This window comes from Dielma fastidiosa, assembly GCF_000313565.1.
In the GTDB taxonomy this organism is placed as follows: Bacteria; Bacillota_I; Bacilli_A; order Erysipelotrichales; family Erysipelotrichaceae; genus Dielma; species Dielma fastidiosa.
In genome coordinates this window covers 102,702-121,307 of the sequence record NZ_HE578930.1, presented here as the reverse complement: position 1 = coordinate 121,307, position 18,606 = coordinate 102,702, and the positions used below count along the sequence as shown (strand labels likewise).

General features: G+C 40.7%; 18 protein-coding genes. 12 read left to right on the top strand and 6 right to left on the bottom strand.

The window, feature by feature from the left end:
* Nucleotides 1-16: 16 nt before the first annotated feature.
* A complete protein-coding gene (locus DAHG_RS15375; RefSeq protein ID WP_022939237.1) occupies nt 17-754 on the top strand; it encodes a PucR family transcriptional regulator in 738 nt (245 codons plus the stop codon).
* 97 nt (nt 755-851) lie between these two features.
* On the top strand, nt 852-1,973 hold the full coding sequence (locus DAHG_RS15370) for an aminotransferase (RefSeq protein ID WP_022939236.1): 1,122 nt from the start codon (nt 852-854) through the stop codon (nt 1,971-1,973).
* A gap of 61 nt (nt 1,974-2,034) precedes the next feature.
* On the opposite strand, the gene DAHG_RS15365 is transcribed toward DAHG_RS15370, so the two are convergent.
* Together DAHG_RS15365 and asnB are read right to left on the bottom strand one after the other, a co-directional pair.
* Nucleotides 2,035-2,670, bottom strand: a complete 636-nt coding sequence (locus tag DAHG_RS15365; protein WP_022939235.1) for a hypothetical protein — start codon at nt 2,668-2,670, stop codon at nt 2,035-2,037.
* A gap of 52 nt (nt 2,671-2,722) precedes the next feature.
* The gene (gene asnB, locus DAHG_RS15360) at nt 2,723-4,558 is read right to left on the bottom strand and encodes an asparagine synthase (glutamine-hydrolyzing) (RefSeq protein WP_022939234.1); all 1,836 of its coding nucleotides are present in this window, start codon (nt 4,556-4,558) and stop codon (nt 2,723-2,725) included.
* A 168-nt stretch (nt 4,559-4,726) separates the two neighbouring features.
* On the opposite strand from asnB, the gene gpmI reads away from it, so the two are divergent.
* From gpmI to DAHG_RS15310, 10 genes are all read left to right on the top strand, one after another.
* A complete protein-coding gene (gene gpmI / locus DAHG_RS15355) occupies nt 4,727-6,298 on the top strand; it encodes a 2,3-bisphosphoglycerate-independent phosphoglycerate mutase (RefSeq protein ID WP_022939233.1) in 1,572 nt (523 codons plus the stop codon).
* Between the two features lie 121 nt (nt 6,299-6,419).
* Nucleotides 6,420-7,763, top strand: a complete 1,344-nt coding sequence (locus tag DAHG_RS15350; protein ID WP_022939232.1) for an MATE family efflux transporter — start codon at nt 6,420-6,422, stop codon at nt 7,761-7,763.
* Between the two features lie 91 nt (nt 7,764-7,854).
* Nucleotides 7,855-9,861, top strand: a complete 2,007-nt coding sequence (locus DAHG_RS15345) for a BglG family transcription antiterminator (protein ID WP_022939231.1) — start codon at nt 7,855-7,857, stop codon at nt 9,859-9,861.
* A 218-nt stretch (nt 9,862-10,079) separates the two neighbouring features.
* Nucleotides 10,080-10,487, top strand: coding sequence for a PTS sugar transporter subunit IIA (locus DAHG_RS15340; protein WP_022939230.1), 408 nt, complete (start codon nt 10,080-10,082; stop codon nt 10,485-10,487).
* Between the two features lie 14 nt (nt 10,488-10,501).
* Nucleotides 10,502-10,996, top strand: a complete 495-nt coding sequence (locus DAHG_RS15335) for a PTS system mannose/fructose/N-acetylgalactosamine-transporter subunit IIB (RefSeq protein WP_022939229.1) — start codon at nt 10,502-10,504, stop codon at nt 10,994-10,996.
* Nucleotides 10,997-11,018: 22 nt separating this feature from the next.
* Nucleotides 11,019-11,816, top strand: coding sequence for a PTS mannose/fructose/sorbose/N-acetylgalactosamine transporter subunit IIC (locus DAHG_RS15330; protein WP_022939228.1), 798 nt, complete (start codon nt 11,019-11,021; stop codon nt 11,814-11,816).
* The gene (locus DAHG_RS15325) at nt 11,816-12,634 is read left to right on the top strand and encodes a PTS system mannose/fructose/sorbose family transporter subunit IID (protein WP_022939227.1); all 819 of its coding nucleotides are present in this window, start codon (nt 11,816-11,818) and stop codon (nt 12,632-12,634) included. The genes DAHG_RS15330 and DAHG_RS15325 overlap by 1 nt, the downstream gene beginning before the upstream one ends.
* 65 nt (nt 12,635-12,699) lie before the next feature.
* Nucleotides 12,700-13,500, top strand: a complete 801-nt coding sequence (locus DAHG_RS15320) for a ChbG/HpnK family deacetylase (protein ID WP_022939226.1) — start codon at nt 12,700-12,702, stop codon at nt 13,498-13,500.
* A gap of 1 nt (nt 13,501) precedes the next feature.
* Nucleotides 13,502-14,683: an N-acetylglucosamine-6-phosphate deacetylase gene (locus DAHG_RS15315; protein ID WP_022939225.1), complete on the top strand. Its 1,182-nt coding sequence runs from the start codon at nt 13,502-13,504 to the stop codon at nt 14,681-14,683.
* On the top strand, nt 14,680-15,435 hold the full coding sequence (locus DAHG_RS15310; protein ID WP_022939224.1) for an HAD-IIB family hydrolase: 756 nt from the start codon (nt 14,680-14,682) through the stop codon (nt 15,433-15,435). Before DAHG_RS15315 ends, DAHG_RS15310 begins: the two co-directional genes overlap by 4 nt.
* Before the next feature lie 12 nt (nt 15,436-15,447).
* On the opposite strand, the gene DAHG_RS15305 is transcribed toward DAHG_RS15310, so the two are convergent.
* The 4 genes from DAHG_RS15305 to DAHG_RS15290 all read right to left on the bottom strand — a co-directional run bounded on the left by DAHG_RS15305 (nt 15,448) and on the right by DAHG_RS15290 (nt 18,387).
* The gene (locus DAHG_RS15305) at nt 15,448-16,050 is read right to left on the bottom strand and encodes a hypothetical protein (protein WP_022939223.1); all 603 of its coding nucleotides are present in this window, start codon (nt 16,048-16,050) and stop codon (nt 15,448-15,450) included.
* 18 nt (nt 16,051-16,068) lie between these two features.
* Nucleotides 16,069-16,671, bottom strand: coding sequence for a VanZ family protein (locus DAHG_RS15300; RefSeq protein ID WP_022939222.1), 603 nt, complete (start codon nt 16,669-16,671; stop codon nt 16,069-16,071).
* 76 nt (nt 16,672-16,747) lie between these two features.
* Entirely contained in the window at nt 16,748-17,656 is a 909-nt protein-coding gene (locus tag DAHG_RS19920) for a carbohydrate kinase family protein (RefSeq protein WP_022939221.1), read from the bottom strand.
* Nucleotides 17,657-17,838: 182 nt separating this feature from the next.
* Nucleotides 17,839-18,387, bottom strand: coding sequence for a GNAT family N-acetyltransferase (locus DAHG_RS15290; RefSeq protein ID WP_022939220.1), 549 nt, complete (start codon nt 18,385-18,387; stop codon nt 17,839-17,841).
* Between the last annotated feature and the right edge of the window lie 219 nt (nt 18,388-18,606).

Genomic DNA, 18,606 nt, shown 5'->3' with positions numbered 1-18,606 from the left:
AGCATTTCCAATCTTGATGTTTAAACGTGAAGGCGGTTATTTTGAGACTTTAATCACTGAGCTGAGCGCATTGATTGAAGCGCGGGGAAATGAAGAATTAAACGAACAAAAACTAAAGCTGCTGATGAATGAAAAATTATCCGCCGGCAGTCAGCGGGTCTTGGCTGAAGAGCTATTCCCTAATCTATCGGTTCCTTTTAGTGCCGCTTATGTGAAAAAGAAGATGCCGCCAGCCTATCTCAGAGCCAGTGATTGCTTCTGTTATGCATATGAAGAAGGCAGCTTTTTAGTGGGCAATCTGCATCCGGAGAGCATCCGGGAAAAAACACAGCCAATCGGTTTTGGCAAGCGCCATGACAATTTAGATGAAATAGATCTGGCTCTCAAGGAAAGCCTGTTTGCCTATGAATATGCAGACAAGTTTAAGCTGCCTCACGTATCCTTTACGGATATCGGCATCTTTCAGCTGATTTATCCATTAAGAGATAATTTATGGGTGCGCAATTATTGTGCTGATATGAAATCAATGATTGAAAAAGAAAGCAGTCATGAGGATCTTATGCAGACCGCGCAGGCATATGTTATGGCTCAGGGTGATGTTGTAAAGGCGGCAAAGCTGCTTCATGTACATAAGAACACAGTGCGTTATCGTCTGGGGCGGATCAAAGAAGCACTTACAGCTGATCATGAACCTGATTACTTTGAATCACAGCTGATGTGGTTTGTGTTAATGAATGAAAATACTAAAGATTAGTTTTGTATTTTAACCAAAAAATGTTGATTAATTTTTTATTTTGACCATTGAGGAATTCCTTTCAATTGTTTATGATAATGTTGCGAGGTGGAAATATATGAAAATTAAACCATTTAAAGTAGAGGAATGGATGAATGAATATGAGGATGATGCGGTTTATAATATTGCGGAAACATGTGTTGATTCAATTTCGCTTGATGAATTATTAGCGTTGACTGGCATTAATCGCAATGCTTTTTTAGATGATCTGGCTTCACAGCGGCTCACCTATGGCGCAATTCAGGGCGCGGCGCCTTTTAAAGCGGGAATCTGCGGCAGATATCGTAATATCCAGCCTGAAAATGTACTGTCAACACATGGTGCAGCGGGCGCGAATCATTTAGTCTTTTATTCGCTGATTGAGCCAGGGGACCGGGTTATTTCTGTATTGCCGACGTATCAGCAGCTCTATTCAATCCCAGAGGCTTTTCATGCGGATGTGCAGCTTTTACATTTAAAGAAAGAAAATGATTATCTGCCAGATGTGAAAGAGCTGCGTCAATTGGTGAATGAAAAAACTAAAATGATTTGTCTGAATAATCCAAACAATCCTACTGGTGCGCTGATTCCTTTAGATATTTTAAAGGAAATTGTAGCGATTGCCCGTTCAGTTGATGCCTATATTCTCTGTGATGAGGTATACCGCGGTCTGAATCAGGATGGCAGCTATACCGAAAGCATTGTAGATTTATATGAAAAGGGAATCAGTGTAAGCAGTATGTCGAAGATTTTCTCATTGGCCGGTGTCCGTCTTGGCTGGGTTGCTTCAAAGGATAAGGCGGTAATTGAGGCATGTTTATCACATCGTGATTATAATATGATCAGTTGTGGGATGCTGGATGAAATGATTGCGGCAGCCGCATTAAAGCATGCCGATAAGCTGTTGGAACGCAATATTCAGCTGATTCAAAACAATTTGGCAATCCTTGATCAATGGATTGCTGAAAATCCGCATTTTTCTTATGTAAAACCTAAGGCTGGCACAACATCGCTGATTTATTATGATTTTGATCTTGATTCCTATACTTTCTGTAAACAGATGTATGCCAAGACCGGTGCCTTTGTAACACCGGGTGACTGCTTTGAACAGCCGCATAGCTTCCGTATCGGTTATGCCTGTGAGGAACAGGTATTAAAGGATGGTTTGGCAGCCATCACCCGTTTTGCGAATCAGCTATAATAATAAAAAGGAAGGGATTCAATCATAATGCAATGTGCATAATGAAGAAACCTTCCTTCTTTTATTTACGTTTACTTTTGATGAAGCCATAAATTCCCAGCAGCAGAATTACTGCCGAAGCCGCTTCAACAATAAGCTTGATCGTATCATAGAGACTCATTCCTTCATTCGCTGACTGAGCTTTAACATCTAATTCAAGCGGATCGTTTTCAATCGGTTTTTTCAGTGACGCGTCTTTTTCTAACAGCGGTTTGATGCCATCAAGGCCAAGCACCTTATAACCTGCGTCATTATATGCCTGATAAGCGGCTTTCTGCAGATCAGATCGCAGGGCAGTAAAGTCATAAAAGCGGTCATCGGCTTCACCGCGCAGTCCTGTGTTAAATTCATCTGCGGTGATGACAACATTTGCTTTCACAAAAGTATCCAGTATCTCTAGGATTTGATCAAAGCCCTGATTCAGTATTTGGATTTCTTCTTCAGAAAAATCATTTTCAATAATTACCTGCCGGGCGGCTTCAATGAAGCTCTTCGGCATTTTCGGATATTCCGTGGCATCACAGCTGCCTAGCTTAAAGACTGATGTTTCATAGCGTTCAATCAATGCTGTTTCATCTTCCCGCAGGGCTTCTTCAGCATGCACTGGAAGCATAAAACAACTAAGCAGTGACAGGCTCAATAGTATTTTTCTAAACATGAAATCACCTCACCTTAAGTTTACTTAAAGGTGACAGTCAGCGCAAGTGAAATCACTCACTAATTTTAATATGATACTTTTTAAGCCAATAATTGATTTGGAGGAAATAAGCAATTGTCTGTGGTGTCGTCATCAGCTGACCATACCATGGCTGAGCGGTTTCATCGGTTAACAGCTTTCTTGCCGCTTCCGGTTTAACAATCTGCCACAGCGGGGCATTGCACTCATTTAATAAGTCATCGAGCATTTCCCGCAGTTTTTGTAAATAAGCGGGATGATGAGTTTTAGGATAAGGACTCTTTTTGCGCCATAGAATTTCATCAGGCAGATAATCCTTCATCGCAACCCTCAGCAGTCCTTTTTCCCGGCCTTCATAATCTTTTAGTGACCATGGCACTGTGTAGAGATATTCAAGAATACGTGTATCACAGAAAGGTACCCTGACCTCTAGGCCGTTTGCCATGCTCATGCGGTCTTTGCGGTCAAGCAGCGTCTGCATGAACCAATTAACATTCAGGTTCATCATTTCTTTCATGCGGGCTTCTAAAGGGGAAGTACCGGGCAATTTATCTGTCTCATCACATGTCTGCTGATAACGCGAATGCACATAATCATTGGCAGTTAAGCCGTTCAGCCATTTATCCTGCATAAAGGAAGCACGGTATAAGGTACTCTGTGACCATGGGAAGCCGTCAGCTTCACGGATATCCTTGTCTCGATACCATGGATAACCACCAAAGATTTCATCCGCGCATTCACCGGATAAGGCCACCGTTACTTGCTTTTTGATTTCTTTCGCAAAAAGCAGCAGTGAACCATCAACATCGGCCATACCCGGCAGATCTCTGGCATCAACAGCTAAGAACAGGCTCTCAATCAAATCGTCGGTGCCAAGGGTGATCGTGGTGTGGTCGCTGTCCAGATATTTAACCATCTTGCCAATGAAATCAGCATCACTGTTCGGCTGAAAATGACTGGCCTTAAAATATTTAGCGTTATCTACATAATCAACGGAGAAGGTCTTTAACCTTTTGCCGCGCTCTTTCATATAACGGGATGCGACTGAGGAAATCAGACTTGAATCAAGACCGCCGGACAGGAAGGTACCAATGGGTACATCTGACACTAGCTGACGCTGGATGGCATCCACTACCAGTTCACGGACTTTTCTGATTGTCTGTGCTTCATTGTCCGTATGCGGCTTATCCTTTAGGGTAAAATAACGATGCTTATCGATTTCACAGCCCTTTACAAAAGCATACTCACCAGGTTTAAGCTCTTCTACATGCTTAAATACACCATAACCCGGTGTTCTTCCCGGTCCAATCAGCATAATTTCGGCAATACTGTGCACGTCAATTTCAGCGTCAAGCAGCGGATGAGCCAGCAATGCCTTAATCTCAGAGCCAAATAGGAATGTATCTTGAACAACGGCATAAAACAGCGGTTTTACACCCACCCGATCACGGGCCAAGAATAAACGCTCCTGCGCGTCATCCCATACCGCAAAAGCAAAGATGCCGTTAAAATGGTCTACACATTTCTCTTTCCATGCGACATAGGCTCTTAGAACCACCTCTGTATCACTGTGTGATTTAAATTCATAACCAAGCTCAATCAATTCCTTGCGTACCTGATTTGTATTGTATAATTCTCCGTTATAAACGATGACGTAACGCTTTTTATCTTCCGTAAAAAACATTGGCTGCTGGCCATTTTCCGGATCGACAACAGCCAGCCGTGTATGAATCAGCGCCACATGCCGATTTGTATATACACCCTCATCATTAGGCCCACGGTTCTTTAATGTATTCATCATTTCACGGAAAATCGGCTTTTGATTCGTAATATCATGCCGGCTGTCCAAGACACCTGCAATACCACACATAAATTCACACTCCTTCTGACGATATTATATTCGCCGCTATTGCAGTATATGCGCGAATCAGCTTACTGAGTGCCGATTATGCAAATTAATTCACGAATTTAGATAGTTTATAATGCCATTTATCTGAAAAAATGGTATATTTATTAGGTAAAGAAGGAGGAAACTCAAATGAGTAAAAGACCGGTAGTATTAGTAGTAATGGATGGTGTCGGTATTAGCGATAAAGATTATGGCAATGCGGTTAATAACGCATATACGCCTACACTTCATGAATTAAAGGCAACATCTCCAAATACAGCAATTAAAGCCCATGGCTTAGCAGTTGGTTTGCCAAGCGATGGCGATATGGGAAATTCAGAGGTTGGTCATAACGCATTAGGCTGCGGACAAATTTACAGCCAAGGCGCAAAATTAGTAAATGAATCCATTGAATCCAAGGATATCTTTAAAACAGATACATGGAAGGCATTGGTTGATAAATGTAAAGATCATGGCAAGATGCATTTCATCGGCTTATTATCTGATGGTAATGTTCATTCACATATTAATCATTTAATGGCATTAATTGAACAGGCGAAGGCTGATGGTATCAAAGAAGTTCGTGTTCACGCGTTATTAGACGGACGTGATGTACCGGAAACCAGCGCATTGATTTATTTAGATCAGATTGAAGCATTCTTTAACACTGTCAATGATGATCATTTCCATGCCTGCATCGCATCAGGCGGCGGCCGTATGAAGATTACGATGGACCGTTATCAAGCAAACTGGCCAATGGTTGAAGCTGGCTGGCATACGCATGTATTAGGTGAAGGCAGACAATTTGCCAGCGCTAAAGAAGCCGTAGAGACTTACCGCAGTGAAACTGGTGTGATCGATCAGGATCTGCCAGCATTCGTTATCGCCAAGGACGGCAAACCAGTCGGCACTATCGAAGACGGCGACAGCGTTGTATTATTTAACTTCCGCGGCGACCGCGCTCAGGAAATTTCACTGGCCTTTGACAGTGAAGTATTCACCGAATTTGACCGTGTCCGCAAACCGGATGTAATGTATGCCGGTATGCTGCAATATGACGGCGATTTAAAGATTCCTAATAATTTCTTAGTTTATCCGCCAAAGATCAAACATACATTATCTGAATATCTTGTAAAGAACAACATTCGTTCTTACGCAATTTCAGAAACACAGAAATATGGACATGTAACGTATTTCTGGAACGGCAACAACTCACAGAAATTCTCAGAAGAACTTGAAGACTGGGTAGAAATCAAATCTGATGTTGTACCATTTGAACAGCGCCCTTGGATGAAGTCTGCGGAAATTACGGATACTTTAGTTGAAGCGATTGAATCAGGCAAATATGATTTCCTGAGAACGAATTTCCCTAATGGTGATATGGTTGGTCATACAGGTAACTATGAAGCTACAATTATCGGTGTTGAAGCCGTAGACTTATGTCTGGAAAGAATCATGAAGGCTGTGAAGAAGGTTAATGGTATCCTGATCGTAACAGCTGACCATGGCAACGCTGATGAAATGTATGAAAAACCTAAGAAGGAAGGCGATAAGCCAAAGGCTAAGACTTCTCATACACTAAATAAGGTTCCATTTATTATTTATAATAAGGATGTTGAAATTGCTGAGGGTGACTTTGGTCTTGCCAATGTAGCTTCAACAGTTGCGAAGCTGCTTGAGCTTGAACCAGATTCTCACTGGCTGCCTGCAATCATTAAATAACGAATAAGTCATATCGAAAGATATGGCTTTTCTTTTGCTTTATGCATAAGTGTAAAAATTAGACTTTAAAAATCCCGATGATAAGAGTATACTAATAAATTATTCAGGGGTGATGTGCAGCATGGAACGAAAAAATAGCGGAATGATGAGCGAGGGTGTCATTTGGAAACAGCTTTTAATATTTACAATCCCGCTGCTGATTGGTAATCTTTTTCAGCAGCTTTATAATACGGTAGATTCAGTAGTGGTCGGTAACTATGTGGGACCGCAGGCTTTGGCTGCCGTTGGCGCAAGCAATCCAATCATTAATTTACTGGTTGGTTTTTTTATGGGACTGTCAACGGGGGCCGGTGTTATCGTCTCTCAATACTACGGTGCTAAGAATAAAGAAGGACTGCATGATTCAGTGCATACATCAATAGCGCTGGCTTTCTGCAGCGGCTTGATTTTAATGGCAATCGGTTATTTGCTGTCACCGTGGATGCTCTCAGCGACCGGTACGCCGGCAGATGTGCTGGACAGTTCAATTCTTTATCTGCGGATATACTTTTTAGGAATCGTACCGGTCATGCTTTACAATATGTGCGCCGGTATCCAGCGGGCAATCGGTGACTCACGGCGGCCATTGATTTATTTGTTCGTCAGCTGCGGCATCAACATTGTGCTTGATTTAGTCTTTGTTATTTATTTTAAAATGGGGGTAGCCGGCGTCGCGTGGGCAACCTTAATTGCTCAGAGTGCTTCCTGCCTGCTAGGCTTGTTTCATTTAATTACCGTAAAAGATGATTATCGAATTAAACTGAAAGAAATTCGTTTTGAAAAACATGTCCTGCTGAGAGTTGTGAAAATCGGGCTGCCGTCTGGTCTTCAGCAGTCAATCATTTCCTTTTCTAACCTGCTTGTGCAGTCGCAGATCAATTCATTTGGTTCATTTGCGATGGCTGGCTGTTCCAGCTATAACAAGATTGATGCCTTTGCCAATCTGCCGATACAAAGCTTCAATCTGGCAATTACAACCTTTGTCGGTCAAAACATGGGAGCTAGGGAATATGAGCGGGTTAAAAAGGGTATCCGTATTTGTATGAGCATGACACTATGTGCTACGATTCTTCTTTCTTTGGGTATTTTTACACAGGCTGACCGTCTGCTTTCAATCTTTTCAAGTGAATCACAGGTTTTGTATTACGGGCATTATATGATGAGCATCTTAGTACCTGGTTATATCTTTCTCGCGGTTTCCAATATCTTATGCGGAGCCCTGCGCGGTGCCGGCGATGCGATTACACCGATGCTGATTCTTACCTTCAGCTATTGTGTAGCCCGTCAAATCTGGATTTTCTTTGCGATGCCGTATTTTCAGAATATAGCGGTAGTATTCTGGGGTTATACATTAACTTGGATTTTGGCGATGGTTTTATGTACCGTGCATTACTTCAAGAGCGGCTGGATGAAGAAATACGCATAAACACGTTCGCAGTGATTTTTGATTGGTAAAAATTTATAATCAGCTTTTTACGTTAATCTATGATAAGATAAAGGGTGAAAGAGGGTTAAATATGAAAATCACAAAAGGCCGCCATTTATCCATATTATTTGCAATCATGAATCATGATGGTGTAGTGACTTCTGATGATCTGGCAGATTTTTCCCTGTCATCAGCAAGAACGGTTAAATCAGATATTGCGGAATTAAATGATGAATTATCGAAAGAGGAAATCGCTCATATCATATCTACACGTTCCAAGGGTTATTATCTTGAGCCCATCGATACAGCTAAATATTTAGCGTTTAAAGAAATGGTGTTAAAGGAATATGGCTTCTTCCGAAATGAGGATATGGAGAAAATAGCCAGAAGAATCATGATGGCGCAGAATCTGCTTTATCATGAATATACGCTGGTCGATGATTTAGCGGATCAGCTTTTCCTTACAAAGTCCGCTATTAAAAATGATCTTGCCTGGGTTACGTCTTTCTTTGCCAGTTATGATGTTGAGTTGGTTTCAACACCTGGGAAGGGATTAAGTCCTAAGGGCAGTGAAGAAAATATCCGTTATTTGATGGTTGAGGTATTCTGCAGTCAGTATCATGATATTTCATTACAGTATGATGTGAAGGAATTTGAACATATGTTCTATGATGACCATCAGTATTATGCTGATCTTCGTCATGCCTTATTGAAAATACTCAGAGAGAGCTGTATGTCTGTGCTGGATGTCAATACTAAGAAAATGGCTACATATCTTTGCCTGATGCAGAATCGGTTAATGAGCGGGCATGGTGTTAAAATTGATTCCAAGACAGCCGCACATATTAAAACTTTATATGAATATAAGATTGCGGAACAAGTGTTTAATACTGAATATATCGTCAATTATAATGAGGATGAAAAATTACAATTTGCGAAGATGCTGATGTGTTATCGGGATATTGATTTGTCCAATAAGGATGATCTGGCGACTATTCCTGTTGATCATATCTCACAGACAAGTGATTACCTGGATAAATTGATTGCATGCATGAAAAATGAATTGGGCGGCAATTTATTTGAATTGGAATTATTTGATGTGTTCCGCACGAGTTTTGAATCACTGCTGATGCCGATTTATCTGCGTTCTTATTATGATTCGAATAAGAAAATGCGTCTGGTTACATATTGTGATGAGCTAGCGGAGGCGGATAAATCACCGCTGGCAATGCAGATGGCGCGTGTCATGCTTACTATTTCCCAGGAAATTCTGAATGATGAAATTGATGCCAGTGTGTTTACACCCATATCGTTATTAATTGATTATATGCTGAAACGGATTAATTATCAGTATACGAAACGCCGTCTGGCGGTGATCTCACAGGCTGGCCGGGCTGTCGCACATGCCCGAGCGGATATGCTGCGCAAATCCTGCGGCAATATGATTGATACCCTGCATATCTACAATCAATATGAAATGCGGCGGATCAATTTCAGCGATTATGACTGCGCTTTAATTGAAACACCTTCAACCTATAATTATTACCCGATTCCTTTTGTCACATTTACTGGTCTGGGAATCGAGGATGAAACGATGAATTTATTTAATGAGGTATTTATTAAGGGTTATTCTACAGAAGTTGTTAAACATATGAGTAATATAACCTCTACTTATCCTAAATTTGACTGTGATGTTTATGTAACATTTATGAAGCTGATGTGCTATAAGCATGCGGTAAATGGCAAGGCAGAGGAAATGTTTGATTCCTTATTCAGCTGCGGTCAAAATCTCAGCTATTATAATAAGTCTTCACAGGTGGCGATGATTTTCTGCCAATATAAGCATACGCAAAAGGAATTTATTGAAATTTATCAGCCGGCTACTAAAATGATTTGGGATAAGCCATATGAAGTTAAATATATTATTGTGGTAAGTCTCAAGCATGATATTAAGATTACTGATTTAAAGCTGGTAAATAAGATTCTTTTCTATTTATATTATCGTGTGAAATACATTCAGATGGCTTTTGAAAGTGTTGATGATGCTTACCGCAGCTGTTTCATTGAAGCTGTTACGAATAAATTCTTATCTAATTAATAAATCGAAAATAGTGCTTGAATGATATAAAGAGTTATTTTTTGAATAAAATTGATCTATAAACCGTGCCTCATTGTGATATGAGGCTTTTCTTTTGCACTAATGAGAGTGAAAAGGGAGGCAGTTTCACTAATGTTCAGCAAAATGTAAACGTTAACATTTTTATAAGTCAATGGTATTCTTTACTCAGCAAATGGAAAACGAAAGGAGCGGGCGCTGTGCTGAAGCTATTCTTATCATCGCATGGTCATCTGGCCAGCGGTATGAAAACCTCATTGGATATCCTGTTAGGAAACAGTGATCAGGTGAGTGTGTTTGATGCTTATGTTGATGAATGTTCGGTTCAGGAAAAACTGGACGCGTTCTATGCATCAGTGAGTGAGAATGATGAAGTTATTTTATTATCGGATATGTATGGGGGCAGTGTTAATCAGGTAATGTTTACTTATCTGCATAAACCCAATACCCGTTTAGTGGCGGGTGTAAATCTGGCTTGTGTCCTTGAGCTTTCTATTCAGGAAAGTGTCAGTGATGAACAGCTTGAAGAAATTGTGGAAAGATCACGGGAAATGCTTCGGGTTGTCAAGGATGACAGTGTAGAAACTACGGAAGAAGATTTCTTTTAAAAGGAGGAAATGAAATGATTAAACTAATTCGTTTAGATGAACGTATGATTCATGGACAGGTAGCGATTAAATGGTCAAGACATACCGGTGTGGATCGTATTATTGTCGCTAATGATGCCGCCGCATCAAATCCTATCGTGCAGAAGTCATTGATGATGGCAGCGCCGCCTACCGCTAAGGTTGCGATTAAGTCGGTTGCTGATGCTATAAAATTACTTTCTGATCCGAAAGCAGCCAATCACTCAATTTTATTGATTGTGGCTTCACCGGAGGATCTGCTGGCAATGGTTAAGAATGTGAAAGATATTCCGTTGATCAATGTCGGCAATTATGGAAGAATCGCGCCAAAGCAGGGTGATGAACAGCGCAAGACTTATGGAAGTAATTTATATGCGTATCCGTCAGAAGTTGAGCTTTTCAAACAGATTCTGGATATGGGAATTGAAACAGTCTATCAGACAACACCAGAAGATATTCCTGAAAAGCTGAATAAAGTTTTAGGGATTTAATGAACTATAAGGAGGAACTATCATGGTCTCATCAGCATTGCAAATATGCCTAGTCTATTATATTGTCTCACTCTTGGACCCATACATTCTCTCATGGCAATGTATTAACCGTCCAATCGTTGTTGCCCCGCTTGCCGGTCTTGTTTTAGGTGATTTCCATACCGGTATTGTTATGGGAGCCGCGCTTGAATCGATCTTCATGGGTATTTCCGCAATCGGCGGTTCAATTCCTGCCGATGCTACAACAGCAAGTATTATTGCAGTTGCTTATACTATTTTAACAGGTTCTACGGCAGAAGCCGGTCTTGCTATCGCATTGCCAATCGGTACCGTAATGGCTTCAATTGCCAATATGTTTACACCTTTATGGGCTTCATTAGCCGCTTATTGGGAAAAGCTTGCCGCAGAATGCAATCCTAAGAAATTTATGATACAGACAATGGCGGTGAATATGATTACCCCATTAATCAATACTGTTATCTTATTCTTTGCGGTAGCATATGGTGTTGAAGGCCTTCAATCATTCCTTGTATCACTTCCGGCATGGGTTATGACTGGCTTAGGTGCTTCTACAAGTATGATGCTGGCGGTTGGATTTGCTATCTTAACATCAATGATCTGGAACAAAGAGGTTGGCTGTTTCTTCTTCTTTGGTTATGTATTAGTTGCTTATCTTGGTATGGGAACATTGCCAATCGCTATTATCGGCGGTGTTATCGCTATTACGATGTTCTTCAGTGAAAAGCGAGTTATTGATTTGAAAAATAGTTTGGCGGCGAATCCAAACACAGTAAGTAATGATGAGGAGGACTTCTTCTAATGGAAAAGAAACAATTATCTCAAGATGAAAAGAAAGTATTAAAATCAATGTTCTTCCGTTCTCATCTTGTATTCTCAACCTTTAATATGGCTAAGATGGAGGCTAATGGTTTCACATGTACTATGGCACCAGCCATTGAATCAATCTATAAAGATGATCCTGAGGGTAAAAAAGAAGCTTACATCCGTCATCAGAACTTCTTCAATACACATGCGGTTCCTTTCTCATTTATCGCAGGCTTAAGCTATGCGATGGAGAAGGAGCATAAAGAAAAGAATTCAATTGATGGTCAGACAATCGAAAGTATCAAGGCTGCCTTGATGGGGCCAACAGCCGGTATGTTTGACAGCTTATTCTTTAACTGTCTGCGTATTATTGCGGCTGGTATCGCTATTGGTCTTTGTTCAGAGGGAAGTATCCTCGGTACTTTGATTTTCATTCTGATTTATGGTGTTTCACAATCAGTCGTTAAATATTTCTTTGTTAACTGGGGCTATGTATTTGGTACATCCTTCATCGATATGGTTTTCTCATCTGGCTTAATGGGTGCTTTATCTAAATCAGCTTCTGTATTAGGTCTTACAATGGTTGGCGCAATGACGGCTTCAATGGTGAATGTACCGCTGAATCTGACATTGAATATCGGTGAAACTTCACTGGTTGTCAATGATGTATTCCAATCAATCTTCCCTGGTTTATTAGGTGTAATCTTATTGTTTGGCTTAGTTACATTAATCAAAAAGGGTGCGCGTCCTACACAGCTGATTCTGGGCATTCTTGCATTTGGTATGATTGGTGCATTTATCGGTATTTTCTAGGATATAAAAATTGAGCTGTGGATAAAAATTCCCAGCTCTTTGCTATTTAAAGTGAGGTGAGGAAAATGAAATTATTATTTCAGGCTGATGATTTCGGCCTATGTGAATCAACGGCCTGCGGTATCCTCAAGGGGATTCGTGAAGGGGTAATCCGAAATACCGGATTGTTTGTGAACATGCCGGCCAGTGAATATTCCGCAAAGCTGATTAAGGATGTAAAGAATGTCTGCCTCGGCATCGATTTCAATCTGGTAGCCGGCAAGCCGGTCAGCGATCCGGCGTTGGTTCCTTCCTTAGTTGACGCGAAGGGTGACTTTATACCGTCTGGTGTACGGATGAAGAAGATGAAATCATTAAGCGATACGATGCGGGCTGATTTTGAGACTGATCCCTATCCGTATGATGAAACGGTGTTGGAGATTGAGAATCAGCTGAAGCGTTTTATTGAATTGGTTGGCCGCAAGCCGGGCTATCTGCATGGGCATTCTTTGATTACAAATAATATTGTCAAAGCAATCCAAGCGATGAGTGAAAAGTATGAGATTCCAGTATCCTTCAACGTCTGGAAGGAAAAGGAACTTTATATGCTGCCTTGTGAGTGGACACCTAAACCCTTTCCGATTGAACAGCAGCTGGCAACAAATGTAGAAGCAAATCTGATGTCTGTACTCCCGCAGGTTTTGGATCATGAGCTGAATGTGTTTGTCTGTCATGCTGGTTTTGCGGAAGAAGAGCTGTTTAAGTATTCTTCCTATACGATAATACGATTGAAAGATCTGGCAGCTGCGACCTCGCCGGATGTGAAGAAGTTTATTGAAATGAATCAGATTGAATTAATTACTTATGATGATTTAAAGGAGAACTAAAATGATTATCAAATGTAAAAGAATTGTGACTGAAGATGGAATTGTTGACGGTTATCTTGAAATTGAAGGTAAGAAAATCAAGCGGATTACCCAGCGTGAGATCGGTCCGGTAGATGTAGATGCTTCACAATATCGGATCATTCCGGGTATTTTTGATACACATAATCATGGTACGATGGGTTATGCGATGATGAGTGCGGTCAGTGATGATGAGGCTAATGTGCGCGGCTATTTAAAAGGCTTAGCGTCACAAGGTGTTACGGCGATTTTGCCGACTGCTGAATTTGAATTATTCCCTGTTATCGCGAAGGTTTCAAAAGAAGATAATGACGGCGCGAAAATCATCGGTATTCATTCAGAAGGCCCTTATCTGAATCGTGTCGGTGAAAAGGCGATTGATACCGGTCATCCAGATATCAGTTTAGATCATCTTCAGGCGATGATTGATGCGGCTGAGGGAACCTTAAAGCTGGTAGGCTTAGCACCTGAGCTTGAAAACGCGGATAAGGCAATTGAGTTTTTGACTGAACGCGGTATCCGGGTAGCATTTACGCACAGCAACTGCGGCTATGATGAAGCGATTGCCGCGTTCCGCAAGGGAATTACCGTGACAACACATACCGCAAATGTAATGAGCGGCATTCATCACCGCCGGATGGGCGGTCTGGGTGCTTGTCTGCTTGATCCTTATGTAAATAATGAGATTATCTGTGATCTGCTTCATGTATCTAAGGAAATGCTGCAGATTATGTTTAAATGCAAGCCGTATGATAAATTTATGATGATTTCTGATAATGTGCCGATGGCCGGGGCGCCGATTGGCCGATATATGATCGATAAAGATCTGGCAGTTAACATTGATGAAAAGGGCTATTGTTTGACAGATACCGGGCGCTTATGCGGTTCAACAAAGCCGGTATTATTCGGCATCCGCAATCTTGTAGAGGAATTAGAGCTGCCGCTGGAAACAGTCAGCAAAATGGCATCACTGAATCCATGCCGGGTATACGGTGTCGGTGATACAAAGGGTTCACTGCGTGTAGGCAAGGATGCTGATTTTGTAATTATCAGTGATGATTATCAGGCTTTACAGACATACAGTGAAGGACGTAAGGTCTATGATCATGAAATTGATACCCATATCTTTAATCAGGCATTTCTTGATGTCATGAGCGCAAAATGAAACTGTTAGCTTCTGATTGGGATGGCACACTGCGCCGTAATTTAAAGGTTGATGCTTGTGATTTAGATGCAATCAAGTTATTTCGTGAACAGCAGCATCGCTTTGGAATCGTGACAGGCCGCAGTGTCGGCATGCTTAAGAATGAACTGGCTCATTATCATGTGTCTTGTGATTTTATGATCGGCACGAACGGCGGGGTAATTACCGACGCTGATTTTTCAATCATCTGGCGTCATGATATTGATTTTGATGCCGCAATGGAGCTGATTGAACTATTGAAAAGCAAACCAACGGTCATGTTTGGCATCAGTGACGGTGATGATTTCGGCAATCTTCAGTCACCGGAGGACGAGGGTGAATCAACGCTGATTGATGTTCAGCCAATTGATCCGCAGCAAATCATTAGCAGAAAGCAGATTAATTCCTTCTATCTGCGTGATGAAACGAAATCAAAAACCGGTATATTGTATAAGGAGCTGAGTGAACGTTTTAAAGGACGGATGGCTTTTCATTACAATGCCGGAACGATTGATGTTTCAGCTGCAGGTGTCAGCAAGCGCACCGGTATCATTGAGCTGATGAAGCTGTTTGGCAGTCATGAGGTTTATGTTATCGGTGATGGTCATAATGATATTGAAATGATTGAAGCATTTCAAGGCTTTAGCGTTGAAGGGGCACCGGATGAAGTAAAGCGCAAGGCAGTTCATTGTTATCATGGACTGGCTGACTGTATTGAAGATCTATTAAAATAAAAACGGCAAGCCTTAGAGGGGCTTGCTGCTTTTGTATAGAATTGGACCTTCTGCTTCAAAATAGATCAGAAGGTAATGTCCGTATGCATCGGTAATTTTCAAAGCTTCCTTATTTTCATTGTCATTAATAATGCTCACCCGTTCAGCCTTGGCACTTGCTGAATCAATTTCAGAGGCAGCCAGTGCTTCATGAATGAACTCAATGTTAGCCTGATAATCATAACGGTAAGCGGTTTGTACCGCTTCAATCTTGGCAAGACTGTCCGCTTCTTTGGCTAGTATGACATAACCAAATTGGTCATCATCAGCAATATAGGTACACATATAATAATTATCAAATTCTTCGTTAACGCTTAAATCACTATTTAATATCGTATATTTTGTGAAGTCTCCATAGATCCAAATGGGGTTTTTAACCGTATCTGCTGTCCAGCCGTTAAGCAGCTCTTTAAAGATTGCTTTCTTCAGCATTTTAAATGCTGAATCATTTTGGGCTGAATAATAAGTCTCAATGAAAGGATCCTGCCTGCTTTGGATTTGAGTAACAACAGTTTTTGATCTCTGACAGCCGCATAAAGCAGTAATGCAGCATATAATAATTATTAGCTTTTTCATATTTTAGCCTTTTGCCGATTAAAATCCATAAAGGATTTTTGCTAAGCCTAATTCATTATAGAGAAAGAATCTGCCGGCAAACATCGCCAGTATGTAAAATAAAGGTTCTAGTCTGGAAAGATTCTGCAGCTTGCCCTTAAGCAGTCTTTCAAGGATCAGCTTGTAAAGCAGATAACCAATCAGAGCGCCTAATGTATTCATAATCAAATCATCCACATCACTGCTGCGTTTATTTAACAATTGACTGCACTCGATCATTAATGAAAACAAAGTACCGGATAGGGTACAAAGTAAGAAATTAGGGCGCTTAAAAAACAGCGGCAGCAGCATTCCAAAGGGAATAAACAAGAGTATATTCTGCAGATAGCCAACCCAATCAATAGTCATCGAGAAGGGTTCAAAATTGATAATATCAGCGGTATGAGACATTTTATAAACTAATAAATCATAAAGTGTGCCGGTATTTGTAAGATGGTAGACAGCAAAAATATAGCACGCGAAAATGAAAGCCATGATAAAATGCTCAAGCTTTTTAGGCTTTTTGCTGAGGAGTGCATAGACGATGAAAAAGGGAAGCATCACGGCTGCTAATTCATATAGATCGATTAATAAATTTTTCATAGTGTCACCTGCCTGTTATGTCTGTAAGTGTACACTATAATTCTGAAAAATTTATGACAAATTCATTTAATATAAATTACATTTCTTGTAAATAAGCTTTAATTTTAGCATAGCTCTGCTCAGAAAGGGCAGGGCCTTTGGTGCTGACTGTTTCAGCCGCTGTATAATTAGCAAAACGAATAGCTTCTGAATCATTCATTCCTAGCTTTTTAGCGCAGATCCATGCTCCGATATGTGAATCACCGGCACCAATCGTATCGATGACATCAGTTTTAAATCCTGCAATCAGTTTTTCATCATCATTATTTTTCAAATAGGCGCCGTCACTTCCGCAAGTTATAATAACGGTATTATGCGTAAGCTGATACAGCTTATCCGCAGCTTCATTTACGGTTTTTGAGCTGGTATAGGCAAGCGCCTCGTCATCGTTGAGATGCAGGATTGGCCGCAGCTGAAACATCGCCTGCAGCCGTTCGGGCTGAATCTTGTCAATGCGGGCACCAGGGGCAAAGATAATTTCAGCATGTGCTGATTCATTCAGATATTGAATTAATGCTTCTCCGGTTTTTTCCTCGATTTCAAGTCCGCAGACATAGATCATATCCCAATCCTCATGCAGATCTTTAAGCCATTCAATGTCAAAGAGATATTCAGCACCGTGATGGGAAATAAATGTGCGTTCTCCCTGTTCATCAACTAAACAGAGGCAGCAGCCATTATCTAAGTCTGGGATGCACACAAAGGGCCGGCGGTTTTGCGCAGCCAGCAGCTGTTTTATGCAGTCCGCAAAAAAGCCTTCACCGCATGGTGAACAATGAATATATGGCAAAGATAAATGATGGGCAATACTTGAAGCATTATAGGAACAGCCGCCTAAGGCAGCATTCATTGCAGATGTGTTAATATCTTCTTTTAAGCTTGGCAGATGGGGAAGTTCAACAACCATATCCAGTACCGTTGAACCGATAAATAATGTTTTTTTCATAACGTTCCCGCCTTTCACAGCTATCATTTTAACACAGATGATAAGTATTAGCGCTCATCTAATCAATAATTGATGAAATCACTGATTTGGCAGGCAAAAAATACCGCCTGCTGATGTGAAATCAGCAAAGCGGTATTACGTCTACAAATTATCTCACTGTCTTATAAAGTGAAGCAGCAATGCTATTGATTCATTGCTTCCCATTCTTCCCTTAAGATACCATAGCTCACTGAATCATAATAGGTCCCAGCGACAATACGTGCTTTTCTGTATCTTGCCTCAAGCTTTAGTCCCAGCTTTTCCGCGAGTTTTACCATCGCTTTATTGCCCGACCAAGTTGTAAGACCGATTCTTACAATTTCATCATGCTCAGCAAATAGTCTGTCTATCCACATTTTAAGGGCTGTAAATCCAATTCCTTGATGCCAGTAATCTTCATTAAAAATAACGATGCCAATTTCCATCCAATTGGTTTCTTTTGACTTCCAGTGCCAAGTAACTTGTCCAATTAGTTCATTAGTATCTGCATTGGCAATCATTAAATTATGGCTTTTATAGGTGCCGGCTGTCAGGTCATTTCTTAATACTTCAATCCTTTGCAGAAGCTCTTCTTCAGTTTCGTGTTCGAAGTAAGGCCCATTAAATTCATGAAATTTTCGTGATGGTTTATTAAGGTCATAATAACTTTCTAAGTCTGATAATATTAAAGGTCTAAGTATAATTTTTGTCATTGTTTCTCCTCTATTTAGTGAGGGTCAAAGTGTGATATCCCTCCAAGTCTGATTATTAGTTATAGCTGCTGTTTTTTTCATTTTGATCATTCCTTTCTTAATATATTTATTATAATGCTAAAGGTCAGAGATTCAATCAATATGAAAATACTTACTTTTGTGTTTATGCCTTTTTATGGCCAATCTTTTTGACAAGGCTTTAAAGATTGGGTACAATCT

Excerpts from the sequence above, each read along its gene's own strand:
- DAHG_RS19920 (WP_022939221.1), bottom strand. The coding sequence starts at position 17,656 with ATGAAAAAAACATTATTTATCGGTTCAACGGTACTGGATATGGTTGTT.
- DAHG_RS15300 (WP_022939222.1), bottom strand. The coding sequence starts at position 16,671 with ATGAAAAATTTATTAATCGATCTATATGAATTAGCAGCCGTGATGCTT.
- DAHG_RS15310 (WP_022939224.1), top strand. The coding sequence starts at position 14,680 with ATGAAACTGTTAGCTTCTGATTGGGATGGCACACTGCGCCGTAATTTA.
- DAHG_RS15325 (WP_022939227.1), top strand. The coding sequence starts at position 11,816 with ATGGAAAAGAAACAATTATCTCAAGATGAAAAGAAAGTATTAAAATCA.
- DAHG_RS15335 (WP_022939229.1), top strand. The coding sequence starts at position 10,502 with ATGATTAAACTAATTCGTTTAGATGAACGTATGATTCATGGACAGGTA.
- DAHG_RS15345 (WP_022939231.1), top strand. The coding sequence starts at position 7,855 with ATGAAAATCACAAAAGGCCGCCATTTATCCATATTATTTGCAATCATG.
- asnB (WP_022939234.1), bottom strand. The coding sequence starts at position 4,558 with ATGTGTGGTATTGCAGGTGTCTTGGACAGCCGGCATGATATTACGAAT.
- DAHG_RS15330 (WP_022939228.1), top strand. The coding sequence starts at position 11,019 with ATGGTCTCATCAGCATTGCAAATATGCCTAGTCTATTATATTGTCTCA.
- DAHG_RS15370 (WP_022939236.1), top strand. The coding sequence starts at position 852 with ATGAAAATTAAACCATTTAAAGTAGAGGAATGGATGAATGAATATGAG.
- DAHG_RS15350 (WP_022939232.1), top strand. The coding sequence starts at position 6,420 with ATGGAACGAAAAAATAGCGGAATGATGAGCGAGGGTGTCATTTGGAAA.
- DAHG_RS15315 (WP_022939225.1), top strand. The coding sequence starts at position 13,502 with ATGATTATCAAATGTAAAAGAATTGTGACTGAAGATGGAATTGTTGAC.
- DAHG_RS15290 (WP_022939220.1), bottom strand. The coding sequence starts at position 18,387 with ATGACAAAAATTATACTTAGACCTTTAATATTATCAGACTTAGAAAGT.
- DAHG_RS15320 (WP_022939226.1), top strand. The coding sequence starts at position 12,700 with ATGAAATTATTATTTCAGGCTGATGATTTCGGCCTATGTGAATCAACG.
- DAHG_RS15375 (WP_022939237.1), top strand. The coding sequence starts at position 17 with ATGTTTAAACGTGAAGGCGGTTATTTTGAGACTTTAATCACTGAGCTG.
- DAHG_RS15365 (WP_022939235.1), bottom strand. The coding sequence starts at position 2,670 with ATGTTTAGAAAAATACTATTGAGCCTGTCACTGCTTAGTTGTTTTATG.
- gpmI (WP_022939233.1), top strand. The coding sequence starts at position 4,727 with ATGAGTAAAAGACCGGTAGTATTAGTAGTAATGGATGGTGTCGGTATT.
- DAHG_RS15305 (WP_022939223.1), bottom strand. The coding sequence starts at position 16,050 with ATGAAAAAGCTAATAATTATTATATGCTGCATTACTGCTTTATGCGGC.